This is a genomic window from Acinetobacter piscicola, from assembly GCF_002233755.1.
Lineage (GTDB): Bacteria > Pseudomonadota > Gammaproteobacteria > Pseudomonadales > Moraxellaceae > Acinetobacter > Acinetobacter piscicola.
On the sequence record NZ_KZ268709.1, the window covers coordinates 53467 to 66026 of the forward strand.

Annotated in this window: 12 protein-coding genes; 11 read left to right on the plus strand and 1 reads right to left on the minus strand. The window is 38.5% G+C overall.

What is annotated here, in order from left to right; all coding sequences use genetic code 11:
- Window positions 1–27 precede the first annotated feature (27 nt).
- The 6 genes from leuA (at window position 28) to rdgB (ending at window position 5610) form a co-directional block, all read left to right on the plus strand.
- Window positions 28–1725 carry a 2-isopropylmalate synthase gene (gene leuA, locus CDA10_RS04430; RefSeq protein WP_089604284.1) on the plus strand — a complete coding sequence of 566 codons (1698 nt, stop codon included), beginning with the start codon at window positions 28–30 and terminating at the stop codon, window positions 1723–1725.
- A 223-nt stretch (window positions 1726–1948) separates the two neighbouring features.
- Window positions 1949–3109, plus strand: a complete 1161-nt coding sequence (gene metX / locus CDA10_RS04435; RefSeq protein ID WP_089604285.1) for a homoserine O-succinyltransferase MetX — start codon at window positions 1949–1951, stop codon at window positions 3107–3109.
- A complete protein-coding gene (gene metW / locus CDA10_RS04440) occupies window positions 3109–3702 on the plus strand; it encodes a methionine biosynthesis protein MetW (RefSeq protein WP_089604286.1) in 594 nt (197 codons plus the stop codon). The genes metX and metW overlap by 1 nt, the downstream gene beginning before the upstream one ends.
- A complete protein-coding gene (locus CDA10_RS04445; RefSeq protein ID WP_089604287.1) occupies window positions 3699–4295 on the plus strand; it encodes a tetratricopeptide repeat protein in 597 nt (198 codons plus the stop codon). Before metW ends, CDA10_RS04445 begins: the two co-directional genes overlap by 4 nt.
- A gap of 107 nt (window positions 4296–4402) precedes the next feature.
- Complete coding sequence (locus CDA10_RS04450; RefSeq protein WP_089604288.1) at window positions 4403–4870, plus strand: hypothetical protein; 468 nt, start codon at window positions 4403–4405, stop codon at window positions 4868–4870.
- Window positions 4871–4983: 113 nt separating this feature from the next.
- The gene (gene rdgB, locus CDA10_RS04455; protein ID WP_089604289.1) at window positions 4984–5610 is read left to right on the plus strand and encodes an RdgB/HAM1 family non-canonical purine NTP pyrophosphatase; all 627 of its coding nucleotides are present in this window, start codon (window positions 4984–4986) and stop codon (window positions 5608–5610) included.
- A gap of 114 nt (window positions 5611–5724) precedes the next feature.
- On the opposite strand, the gene CDA10_RS04460 is transcribed toward rdgB, so the two are convergent.
- A complete protein-coding gene (locus tag CDA10_RS04460) occupies window positions 5725–6600 on the minus strand; it encodes an AEC family transporter (RefSeq protein WP_089604318.1) in 876 nt (291 codons plus the stop codon).
- A gap of 383 nt (window positions 6601–6983) precedes the next feature.
- Here CDA10_RS04460 and CDA10_RS04465 point away from each other — a divergent pair, with 383 nt between their 5' ends.
- The 5 genes from CDA10_RS04465 to CDA10_RS04485 all read left to right on the plus strand — a co-directional run bounded on the left by CDA10_RS04465 (window position 6984) and on the right by CDA10_RS04485 (window position 12415).
- Window positions 6984–8135 carry an agmatine deiminase family protein gene (locus tag CDA10_RS04465; RefSeq protein ID WP_089604319.1) on the plus strand — a complete coding sequence of 384 codons (1152 nt, stop codon included), beginning with the start codon at window positions 6984–6986 and terminating at the stop codon, window positions 8133–8135.
- A gap of 88 nt (window positions 8136–8223) precedes the next feature.
- Window positions 8224–8448, plus strand: coding sequence for a Sec-independent protein translocase subunit TatA (gene tatA / locus CDA10_RS04470; protein WP_089604290.1), 225 nt, complete (start codon window positions 8224–8226; stop codon window positions 8446–8448).
- 18 nt (window positions 8449–8466) lie between these two features.
- Window positions 8467–8940, plus strand: a complete 474-nt coding sequence (gene tatB, locus CDA10_RS04475; RefSeq protein ID WP_089604291.1) for a Sec-independent protein translocase protein TatB — start codon at window positions 8467–8469, stop codon at window positions 8938–8940.
- Window positions 8937–9731: a twin-arginine translocase subunit TatC gene (gene tatC, locus CDA10_RS04480; RefSeq protein ID WP_089604292.1), complete on the plus strand. Its 795-nt coding sequence runs from the start codon at window positions 8937–8939 to the stop codon at window positions 9729–9731. Before tatB ends, tatC begins: the two co-directional genes overlap by 4 nt.
- Before the next feature lie 518 nt (window positions 9732–10249).
- Entirely contained in the window at window positions 10250–12415 is a 2166-nt protein-coding gene (locus CDA10_RS04485; protein ID WP_089604293.1) for a PhoX family protein, read from the plus strand.
- Window positions 12416–12560 lie beyond the last annotated feature (145 nt).

Genomic DNA, 12560 nt, shown 5'->3' on the forward strand with positions numbered 1-12560 from the left:
AACGACAACTACACAAGGAGTTATCTCATGATGTTGGCTGATCCAAGTAAAAAATATCGTCGCATGTACCAACGTGTTGACTTGCCTGACCGTCAATGGCCAAACAATGAAATCAATAAAGCGCCGATTTGGATGAGTACCGACCTTCGTGATGGTAACCAAGCGATTTTCGAACCGATGAACATTGAACAAAAATTCAAAATGTTCCAGATGTTGGTGAAAATTGGCTTTAAACATATTGAAATTGGTTTCCCTTCAGCATCACAAGTTGACTTTGACTTCACACGTAAATTAATTGAAGAAGGTCATATTCCAGAAGATGTTTATATTGAGGTTTTAGTACAAGCACGTGACCATTTGATTGCACGTACTTTTGAGTCTTTGCAAGGTGCAAAACGTGCCATTGTGCATATTTACAATGCAAACTCACCAACCTTCCGCCAAAAAGTCTTGAATGTTGACGTGGCTGGTGCAAAACAATTGGCAATCAATGCAGCAACCAAAGTCAAAGAATATGCTGCAAAACAGCCTGAAACTGATTTTATTTTCCAATACAGCCCAGAATGTTTTACGGCAACGGAACTAGAAGTTGCTAAAGATGTTTGTGATGCTGTCACTGAAATTTGGGAAGCATCTCCTGAGAATAAAGTGATCTTGAACTTACCTGCAACGGTTGAAGTTTCAGGCCCACACGTTTATGCAGACCAAATTGAATGGATGCACCGTAATTTACAACGCCGTGATGGTGTGATTATTTCTGTACACTGTCATAACGACCGTGGTTGTGGTATCGCTGCATCTGAATTGGCAATCATGGCGGGTGCTGACCGTGTCGAAGGTTGTGTCTTTGGCAATGGTGAACGTACTGGTAATGTAGACGTTGCAGCAATTGCTTTGAACATGTACACCCAAGGCGTGGCATGTGAATTAGATTTCTCAAATATCAATGAAATCATTGCAACTATTGAAGAATGTACAGGCTTACCTGTACACCCTCGTCACCCATATGCAGGTGATTTGGTCTTTACAGCATTCTCAGGTTCTCACCAAGATGCGATTAAAAAAGGCTTTGAATACCAAAAGAACGAAGAAATTTGGGATATGCCTTACTTGCCAATCGACCCGAAAGACTTAGGTCGTGACTATGACGCAGTGATTCGTGTCAACTCACAGTCTGGTAAAGGCGGTATAGCTTACTTATTAGAGTCCAACTACAACGTGGTATTACCTCGTCGTTTACAAATTGAATTCTCGCAAATCGTTCAACAAGTTGCAGATGACGAAGGTGTTGAAGTTTCAGCTCAACAAATCTGGACCTTATTCCAAGACACTTATGTTGAAATAAAAGATGCGCATTATGCTGCCAAAAACTACAGATTATCTGATGATAATGGCAACCAAGTGATTGAACTTGATGTGGTTGTAAATGGTGAAGTGCAGCATTTACGTGGTGAAGGCAATGGCCCGATTTCTGCAATCTTAAATGCGCTTCAATTACCAATTGATGTCGTTAACTATGAAGAACGCAGTATCAGTTCTGGCGCACATGCCAAAGCACTCGCTTTAATTGAACTTCAAGTACAAGGTACAGGTAAATCTGCATTTGGTGCAGGTGTACATGACAATATCGTCACCTCATCGATTGAAGCGATTATTGCCGCAACCAACCGTTTGATTGATCAAGGTGTATTAAGCACTGAGCAAGTGATTGCTGCTGCCGTATAAGCCATATCTATATAAGCAATATCAATTAAATGACTTTAGAAAGGATGTCCCAAGTGGTATCCTTTCTTGCGTTAAAGCTTAAGCCTAGAAATAAACTTTAATACTCAGACGCTATTGCAAAATTACTTTCATATCATTAATTTATTAGCAATAATGATGACGTAGATGTGCGTAACATCAGTAATTTATTCTACCTACCAAAATTTTAAGGCGAATTATTTCTGTGTCTTTTCCAGCTGACTCGGTGGGTGTAATCACCCCGCAAAAGTTCCAATTTGAAGAACCTTTAGAGCTAGAATGTGGCCGTATTTTACCACGTTTTGAAATCATGGTTGAAACCTATGGTGAGCTCAATGCTGATAAATCCAATGCAATTTTGATTTGTCATGCCCTTTCAGGTCATCACCATGCAGCGGGTTATCATCATGAAGATGATAAAAAAGCAGGTTGGTGGGATGCATGTATTGGTCCGAATAAAGCGATTGATACCTCGAAATTTTTTGTTGTTGCTTTAAACAATATTGGGGGTTGTAATGGCTCAACTGGCCCCACTTCACCGAACCCTGAAAATGAAAATCGCCCCTATGGCCCAGATTTCCCTTTAGTCACAGTACGAGACTGGGTGAAAACGCAGACCATGCTTTCTGACCGTTTAGGTATTGATATTTGGTATTCAGTGATTGGTGGATCTTTAGGTGGAATGCAAGCTTTACAGTGGTCTGTAGATTATCCTGATCGCTTAAAGAATTGCGTGATTATTGCTAGTGCGCCAAAACTTTCAGCGCAAAATATTGCCTTTAACGAAGTGGCACGTCAGTCGATTTTATCTGATCCTGATTTTCACAATGGTCGTTATTTAGAACATGATAGCTATCCAAAGCGTGGCTTAATCTTGGCACGCATGGTCGGACATATTACCTACCTGTCCGAAGAAGCCATGAAACAAAAATTTGGTCGTGACTTAAAATCGGGCAAATTTATGTATGGTTTCGATGTTGAATTCCAAGTCGAAAGTTACTTGCGCTATCAAGGTGAGCAATTCAGTCGTAACTTTGATGCCAACACTTATTTGATCATGACCAAAGCTTTGGATTATTTTGATCCATCTCGTGAATATGAATTGTCACTCAAAAAAGCCATGGCCAATACAAAATGTCGATTCTTGGTGGTGTCATTCACCACAGACTGGCGTTTTACCCCACAACGTTCACAAGAAATTGTAGATTCACTCATCAGCAATCATAAGTCTGTCAGTTATATCGATATCGATGCAGAACAAGGACATGACTCCTTCTTATTCCCTATTCCATTATATGTAAAAACATTACGTGCTTTTTTAGGTGGTCCTGAACACCTCAAAGCGACACCGAAGGAGGCATTGTAATGCGTATAGATCAACAACTATCTGAAAAATGGATTACACCCGGTGCAAGTGTGCTCGATTTAGGTTGCGGCGATGGTGAATTATTGGCACAGCTAGGCAAAAAGCAGCAAATTCGTGCTTATGGCTTAGAAATAGACCAAGAAAAGATTGCAATTGCTGTAAGCAAAGGGTTAAATATTATTCAACAAGACTTAAATCTCGGTTTGGGACGCTTTGCTGACCAGTCTTTTGACTATGTGGTTATGGCACAAGCTTTGCAAGCTGTAGATGCACCTGATGTGTTATTACGCGATATGGTGCGTGTGGGGAAACAAGCCATCATTACTTTTCCTAATTTTGCATACTGGAAGACTCGTTCTTTCCTTGCACTTAAAGGGATGATGCCTGTTTCTGATGCATTACCGTATATGTGGTACAATACGCCAAATATCCACTTATGCACCTTTCGTGATTTTGAAGCACTGTGTGCAGAAAATCAGATTCAAATTATTGATCGACTCGCTGTAAATGGGAACCAACAAGGAAGCTTTTTAAGTAAAGCTGTACCGAATTTGTTCGGCGAAGTCGCTATTTATCGAGTGAGCGCTCTATGAAAAAAATATTATTAGGTAGTACATTATTTTTTGGGCTGTTAAACATTCAAGCTCATGCAGAATATGTCTCTCAACAGCAGCCCTCTGTTTCTCAAATGGCTGCACAATATGCACATATGAATGTTGCCGATTTGCAAAAAGCAGCTAAATCTGGACAGCCAGCAGCACAATTTTATTTAGCGACTCACCTCCAAGCGGGAACAGGTGGTGTTTCTAAAGACCTTAAACAAGCTTTTGTTTGGTATAAAGCTGCAGCTGATCAAGGTGTTTCTGCTGCTCAGCTCAATGTTGGTCGTATGTATGCAGATGGTCTTGGTGTTTCTAAAAGTGAAACTTCTGCTCGTCAATACTTTGAAAAAGCAGCAAGTCACGGCGATAACCGCGCAAGCTTTAACTTAGCGGTGATGGAAGAGCAAAAGAAAAACTACATGGGTGCTTACCAGTGGTATGAGCTTTCGACTCGTGATGGTATGTTAGATAATAAAGTCATCAATATGTCTCAAAGCAAGAAAACTGCATTGGCTGCGAACTTAACTCAAGATCAAATTCGTACTGCAACTCAACGTGCAGACCAATGGATTCAAGCCCAGTAAGTCTGATTCTAAGATGCCTTACTAGATCCAAAAAACCGACCTATATTTAAGTCGGTTTTTTTGTTAGTTTAAAAATAATCTTTTGAAATTGAAATCTAGACTATCTAATGAGTAACGTTGACGCAGCTATATTCAAAGCTAGACTTGAACTTAAAACTATCAAACCTGAAGAAATTCAAGAATGGGCTATTGCAACTTTAGAAGCAGACTCATCCAATGTCCTAGCATTAGAAATATGTTTTTTCTCAAAACCAAAAGAAGTTGTAACGCACTTTAAAAAGATGTCTAAAAATATTTTTTCTCAAACCTTAACAGAAAAAATAATTAATGATCTATTGAAAGATTATATAAACAAGAACTTAAGTTTGTTTTCAATCAAAGAAGCTCAACGTTCTCTAATTCAAAAACTTTTACACTTCTCAAATGTGATCGAAAGTAAAGAGCTTTTTGAATTATTGAACTATTATGATGACCAATTTTACCTTAGTTCAGAAGGCTATACTTCTTCTGAACCAGATATTGTATTTCAAGATTTAATCAATGATTTAAAAAACTTCTTATCTAACTCAAATTAAATCAGAATTCTAAATAAAGTTATAATTCACTTATGAATAACGACAATATATATCTATTCTACTTATAGAATCAGCTAAAATACGCCACATTATTCAAAATCAGAGCAATTCAAATGTCTGCACAAGATTGGTTATCCCAAGGAACATTGGTACTCGCAAGTAATAACAAAGGTAAAATTGCTGAATTTGAAAAAATGTTTGCCGAGTTAAATTTGCCTGTAGACGTGGTTCCACAAGGAAAACTCAATATCGAAGATGCGATTGAAGATGGTTTAAGCTTTATTGAAAACGCCATTATCAAAGCACGTCACGCAAGCCGTATTTCAGGAAAACCTGCGATTGCAGATGACTCAGGTATTTGTGTGCCAATTTTAGGTGGTGCACCTGGAATCTATTCAGCTCGCTATGCAGGTGAACATGGTGATGATGCTGCGAATAATGTAAAACTATTAGAAAATTTAAAAGCTTATCGTCAAGATGGTAGCGTAATTGAAGGTATGTTTGTTTGCGTACTGGCTTTGGTTCAACATGCAGATGACCCACTTCCACAAATTTTTCAAGGCATTTGGCAAGGGGAAATTTTAGAACAAGCACGTGGTGAAAATGGTTTTGGCTATGACCCGCTGTTCTGGTTACCTGAACTGGGTATTTCTAGTGCTGAAATGAGCAAAGAGGACAAAAATAAAATCAGCCATCGTGGTCAAGCAATGCAATTATTTAAAGCAAGTTTGGAAAAGTAAAACCTTGTAAATCCCCTCTCCTTGTAGGAGAGGGTTAGGGTGAGGTCTATACTATATCCTCCCTCAATCCCTTCCAAAGGGAAGAAAACTTTTCCTTATTGTTATTATAATTCTCTACAACACATGCACCACCACCCCATAAATCACACACACTACACAGCTTACAATGGTTCCGGAAGCAATGTATTTTGCTGAAATACCTGTGCCATGATAATGCGTTTCCAATGCCACAATATTGGCGGCTGGTGGTAGACAGAACATCAGAAACATCACCCCGATATAATCATCGATATGTGGAATTGCAAAGAAATAATAAGCCATAGCACAAAGCGCTGCACCACAAAGTAATTTCAACAGTGCAACACGAACACTCCACCATAAATCGTCAACATGCACTTTGGTTTTACGCAACCACATTCCCAAAACACACATCCCTGCAAAACTCATGCACCATTTCGCTGCGCTATAAATCCAATCAATGAGAATATAATTTTGAAACTGTTGCACATCAAAACAACGAAGCACACCAGCGACAATCAATGCGACAACAGGTGGCGATTGCAGCATTTTTTTTAGAATCGTGAGAATGGATTGGGATTCTGAGCTAATTGAAGTCACTGCCCAAGAATTGCCAAAAATAGAAACACCAATATAAAGCGGAATCATGGCGATACTATTTTCTGGCCCAAACAATGCCATTGCAATAGGAAAACCCAACCAAGCCATATTGGTATAGCTAAAACACAATGAACTTAAACGGTCTTTTGACAGTACTAAAAAAATAAAGAATAAAATGATGCACGCAAAGAAACTAAATAGAATTAAACCTATGCTGCCCGATTTATAAAAAACCATATTGTAAATAATCACAATAGGGATAAATAAACGTGCTAGTAAGCTGGATAATAATGATTTTAATTGTATATTTAAGGCCGTATTTGCCAGTAATAACCCACAAATAAAAGACAAAAGTGGAAATAACAAAGCCACAGCATGCATCTCAATCGGTAGAAAATTCATGTTAACATACAGCACTAAGCTGTCGTTTAATACAATCTAAAAAAGTGTGTTATCTAGTATTTTACAAGTAATATAGCTCATTATATCTTCTCCAACACAGGCTATTAAAATCAAAAATCAACACAAAAATCCAACAAACTTATATGAATATTTCATAATATGTTCACGTATTCTTCTTAAATAAAACTTTAGTCTTACTTCATGAGTATTGGAATAATTTAACTCTTAAAAAATTCCCTCTAGTATGAATAAAGCCTCCCAAATTGAGCGACAATGAATAATAACTCGATATTTATAAACCAAGAGTCATTAGGATTTAGAGCAAAGAATAGAAACAGGAAAAGGATTCCATGATGACCAATGTAACACGTAGAAAATTTTTAGGTTTATCCGTCGCAGTTGGTGCTTTAGTCCTTACAGGATGTGGCGGTAGTGGTGACGATGATGATTCATCTTCAACTGGAGGGGGGTCTACAGGAGGATCAGGTACAAATCCGACTATTATCGGAACCATGCCTGATGAAGCTGAGCCACATACGCGTACATGGATGGTATTTGGAGCGTCTGATCAAGTTCATGAGCCTGCTAATATCAATGGTTTACGTGATGATTTAGCTAGAATTGCACTTAGTATTGCAGCTTTTGAACCTGTTTCTATATTGGTTCGTGCCAACGAAATGGATATTGCACGAGCAAAATTGAATCATTCAAATATTACTTTGGTTACAGGTACTATGGATGATTTCTGGGCACGTGACACGGGTCCAGTCTTTGTAAAAAATGCTCAGAATAAACTGACAGGTATCGATTTTAATTTTAATGGTTGGGGCAAAAAACAAAGTCACAATAACGATAAAACTGTTGCGGCACAAATGCTGAGTAATGTGAATATTGATCGCGTCACCTCCACATTAACCCTTGAAGGTGGTGGTATTGAAGTTGATGGCCTAGGTACAGCCATTATCACCGAAAGCTGTGTGTTGAATGACAACCGAAATCCAGGGATTACAAAAGCAGCTTGCGAAGCCGAATTGAAACGCTGTCTTGGGATTAACAAAGTCATTTGGTTGCCGGGTATTAAAGACAAAGACATTACAGATGGTCATACCGACTTTTATGCTCGTTTTGTCAGTGAAGGCGTAGTTGTTGCCGCTTACGATAGCGACCCTGCATCTTATGATCATGCTGTGACCAAACGTCATCTTGAAATCTTAAAAACAGCAACAGATGCCAAAGGCAAACCAATCAAAGTTATAGAATTACAAGCACCTACGACACTTCGAGTAAAAAATCCGAGTGAAGACTTTGCTGCTGGCTATATCAATTATTATGTATGTAATAATGCAGTGATCATGCCTGAATTTGGGGATGCTGTTGCAGATGCTGAAGCGAAGCAAAAGCTTCAATCATTGTTCCCAAATAGAAGCATCGTACAGATTAATATTGATTATATTGCTGCTGGCGGTGGCGGTATTCATTGTACGACGCAACAACAACCTGTCTAATTGTATCAATTAAATTATACAAGACATATTTTTGTCATTTTAGTTTGTTATAGTGGAAAAAATTAATATTTTTAAAAGGAAATAAATGATGGCAGGATTATCAATTTGGCACGTACTGATTTTTGCAATTGTCGTGATTTTATTGTTCGGTACTTCTAAGCTTAAAAATCTCGGTAAAGATGTAGGTGGTGCAGTAAAAGACTTTAAAAAATCAATTAAAGATGAAGAAACCACTGCTGCTTCAAATACTGAAGCCCGTACATTAGAACATCAAAATACCAATACTGATGTGAACTCTACTGTAAAACATTAATCGTAGAGGCGTAGAATCATGTTAGATGTCGGTTTTTCTGAATTACTCGTTTTTGGGATCATTGCACTTTTAGTGCTTGGTCCTGAAAAACTTCCTGAAGCTGCACGTTTTGCTGCTAAATGGTATAGCAAATTTAAGCGAGCCATTACGAGTGTTCAAAATGATATTGACCGTGAATTACGTCTTTCCGAATTCCGTGAGCAAATGCAGCAAGAAATGAAACGCATTCAAGAGCTTGAGCAAAAAATGCAAGCTCAAATGAATGAGTTACAACAACAATCCATACTTGCTGCAGAGCAACAAAGACAAGCAGCGCCATCGAATAATAAAAATTTCTCTTATACTTTTACTGGTTTCACTCAGTTAAACACTGTGGTTCCTTCAAGTTATATGGCAAAAATTTGGCTCGATCAACGCAACTGTACGCATCAAACGATCAAAACTGTAGATATCCAAAAGATGAATACAGCTGAATTCAAGGTGGCTGTATGACAGATTCTCTAGTACCTCAAATTCAAACAACAACAGAAAAAAACCAAGATGCTGAACAACCGCAACTTGAAGCAATGCCGATTACCCAACACCTTGTTGCGTTACGTAAGCATTTATTCAAAATTGTTGGTGCATTATTGCTGATTTTTTTCTGTTTATTGCCCTTTGCCAATAAAACCTATATCGCCTTATCTGAACCTCTCAGAAAGCAACTTCCTGCAAATTCAACCATGATTGCAACAGATGTCACCGCGACATTTATGGCACCTTTTAAGTTGAATTTCTTTATTGCGCTGATGTTGGCAATGCCTTTTATTATTTATCAATTATGGGCATTTATTCGACCTGCTTTATATGAAAAGGAAAAGAATCTCGCCTTTCCATTGTTATTTGGCAGTATTGTTCTGTTTTATTCAGGCATAGCTTTTGCCTACTTTGTTGCCTTGCCATCAATCTTACATTTCTTCATGAGTGTTTCTCCTGAAACTGTTGCACCCATGACAGATATCAATAGCTATCTTAACTTTTGTTTAAAACTATTTTTGGTTTTTGGTGTGACTTTTGAGATTCCAATTATCACGCTGATCCTGATTTTAGTGGGTCTCGTTTCGACAAAAACACTTGCAGAAAAACGTCGTTTTATTATTGTTGGATGTTTCTTCATTTCAATGTTTATTACGCCACCTGATGCAATTTCAATGATTATGTTAGCAATTCCTATGTGGATGCTGTTTGAGCTTGGCTTATTATTTGGTAAATTAATTGAAAAGCGTCATAAAACTGAAGCTTAAATCGCAATGGAATAGTCTAAACATCATAAAAAGCGACTTCACTATAAGTTAATGCCAGTCAGTTAAGAGTAATTTATAATTTAGTAGCTACTCATCTAAGAATCTCCCCTAACCCTGAGCCATTTATGGCGCAAGGAAAAAGAGGGGAACTATTGAGAATTTAAAATAATTTTAGATTCCTTGCGTAGCAGTGCTGCTCATCCCTCCTTTATCAAAGGTGAGGAGCATGCTCCGCAAGGGGAGGATTTTAAAAGGCTTAATTGATCAGCATTACGTCCCTATAAATCGCTTTTTATATTTAAGGCTTCGCTAAAACATAAAACACAATGTTCTCAATAAAAACTTAAATGCTTTCCCTTCCCCATCAAAAAATTGCTTAAAAAATTTCAAACTTAAATAAAGCTTAAATTTAACCAATATTAAATATAAACGTAAGAAAGCTTACATATTACTCCGCTATGGTCTATGGCTTATTAAATATTTTATTTATCAATTACTTTAAGCCAAAGGAAAGCATCATGACCGACCTCACGCCATATCATGAAGAACAAGAGTTAGACAATAACACTTCAAATAATATTCATTTTCGCGACATTTTAGAACAACGTATCTCTCGCCGTAGTCTCATTACAAAAACAGCAAGCGGTGCAGCAGCATTGGCTTTGGCATCAAGCCTCACAGGCTGTAATGATGATGACAATTCAAGTACAACACCACCAACAACGATTAAAAAACCTGAAAAGTTAACGTTCAAACCAGTTGCAAAAAATCTAAATGATATCGTTACAGTTCCTGAAGGCTATGAAGCAAATGTGCTTTATGCAATGGGCGACTCAATTAACCCTGCATATACAGAATGGGATGATAATAACGTTCCAACAGGTTTAAGTTTTCAATTCCGCTCAGGCGATTGCCATGACGGTATGAGTTATTTTGGCCTAAATGGCTCAACGCAAAAGTATGATGCAAAAGCTGCTGATCGTGGTTTATTAGTCATGAATCATGAGTACATCAATCCGACATTTTTACACCCTAAAGGCGCAACCAAAGTCGATGGTCGCCGCCCTGAAGACGAAGTGATTCGTGAAGTGAACGCACATGGTGTTTCGATTATTGAGTTAAAGAAAGACAGTAAAACTCAGAAGGTTGAAATCGTTAAAAACTCTGTGTTAAATCGTCGTATTACAGCTGCAACAGTTATGGACTTTGGCGGTATCGTGGCAGGTAGTGAGTTAGTTACAACCAAATATTCTCCAGTAGCAAAACAAACCCGTGGTACACATAATAACTGTGGTAATGGTTATACACCGTGGGGAACATATTTAACGACTGAAGAAAACTATATTGGTTACTTCGTGCGTAATAAAGGTGATGATGCAAAACGTACAGCTGCTGAAATTGTGGCGCTCAATCGCTATGGTTTAAAAGATGGTGCAAGCTCTCGTTACGGCTGGGAGACAGCAATTGGTTCATTGCAAGAACAAGATTTATATGACCGCTGGAACGCATCTGTAACAGCAAATTCAGCGACACAAGACTATCGCAATAGTGCAAATACCTTTGGCTGGATCGTTGAAATTGACCCTTTTGATCGTAGTCAAAACCCAGTAAAACGTACCTCTTTAGGACGTTTTGCGCATGAAGACTGTCGTGCAAGCCGTTTAATCGAAGGTGAAAACCTTGCTTTCTATATGGGCGATGACTCTCGTGGTGAGTACATCTACAAGTTTGTTTCTGATGCAAAATGGGATGCCAAAGATGTTAATGGTGGCTACCGTGCTGGTGACAAATACATGAACTCAGGCAAGCTGTATGTTGCTAAGTTTAATAATGATGGTACTGGACAATGGATTGAACTTGCCTATGGTAAAAATGGTTTAACCAATACCAATGCAGTTTATCCTTTTAAATCACAAGCTGAAGTAACCACTTTCGCTCGTTTAGCAGGTGATGCAGTCGGTGCAACCAAAATGGATCGTCCAGAATGGGTTGCTGTCAATCCTGAAAATGGCGAAGTCTACGTTACACTGACTAACAACTCAAACCGTGGTACTGCACATGCCTTAGATGCAGCAAACCCTCGTAACTATGTTGATCCTGAAGGTGGTAAAGGCAATGTGAATGGTCACATTATCCGTTTCCATGAAAAAGACAACAAAACCACAGCTGAAAGCTTCACTTGGGATATTTACTTATTCGGTGCTGAGGCAAAAATGGCAAGCAACATCAACCTTTCTGGTTTGAATGATAATAATGATTTATCTTCTCCAGATGGTATGTGGTTCGATCCACGTGGTGTATTGTGGATTCAAACCGATGATGGCGCATATACAGACACTACAAACTGTATGATGCTCGCTGCCCTACCGGGTAAAGTGGGTGACGGTGCTAAAGCGACAACTTCAGCAGGACAAGAAACCATCGTTGGAGCAAAAGTAACCGATGAAAACTTACGTCGCTTCCTGACGGGCCCTAAAGAATGTGAAATCACAGGTGTAACCATGACACCTGACTTTAAAGCCATCTTTATCAATGTTCAACACCCTGGTGAAGATTCGAAGTCTTATAGCACACCAACCAGTCATTGGCCTGCGACACAAAAAGATCCAAACAATAAAACAGCTCGTCCACGCTCAGCAACAGTTGTAATTACGCGTAAAGATGGCGGTTTGATTGCAGGTTAAGACTTTGAATTTGCCTTGAATTTTGTATCAGAAGCTTTCATTTTCAATATGTGTTGTTTCACTAGACTTATTTCGTAAGTCGAGTTGTGATAGACATTGATTTACAAAGGAAGTTCCCTCTCCTTTATAAAGGAGAGGGTTAGGG

Bases quoted from the DNA above. Each gene is read 5' to 3' on its own strand.
- leuA (WP_089604284.1), top strand. From the start codon at position 28: ATGATGTTGGCTGATCCAAGTAAAAAATATCGTCGCATGTACCAACGT.
- metW (WP_089604286.1), top strand. From the start codon at position 3,109: ATGCGTATAGATCAACAACTATCTGAAAAATGGATTACACCCGGTGCA.
- CDA10_RS04445 (WP_089604287.1), top strand. From the start codon at position 3,699: ATGAAAAAAATATTATTAGGTAGTACATTATTTTTTGGGCTGTTAAAC.
- CDA10_RS04450 (WP_089604288.1), top strand. From the start codon at position 4,403: ATGAGTAACGTTGACGCAGCTATATTCAAAGCTAGACTTGAACTTAAA.
- rdgB (WP_089604289.1), top strand. From the start codon at position 4,984: ATGTCTGCACAAGATTGGTTATCCCAAGGAACATTGGTACTCGCAAGT.
- CDA10_RS04465 (WP_089604319.1), top strand. From the start codon at position 6,984: ATGACCAATGTAACACGTAGAAAATTTTTAGGTTTATCCGTCGCAGTT.
- tatA (WP_089604290.1), top strand. From the start codon at position 8,224: ATGGCAGGATTATCAATTTGGCACGTACTGATTTTTGCAATTGTCGTG.
- tatB (WP_089604291.1), top strand. From the start codon at position 8,467: ATGTTAGATGTCGGTTTTTCTGAATTACTCGTTTTTGGGATCATTGCA.
- tatC (WP_089604292.1), top strand. From the start codon at position 8,937: ATGACAGATTCTCTAGTACCTCAAATTCAAACAACAACAGAAAAAAAC.
- CDA10_RS04485 (WP_089604293.1), top strand. From the start codon at position 10,250: ATGACCGACCTCACGCCATATCATGAAGAACAAGAGTTAGACAATAAC.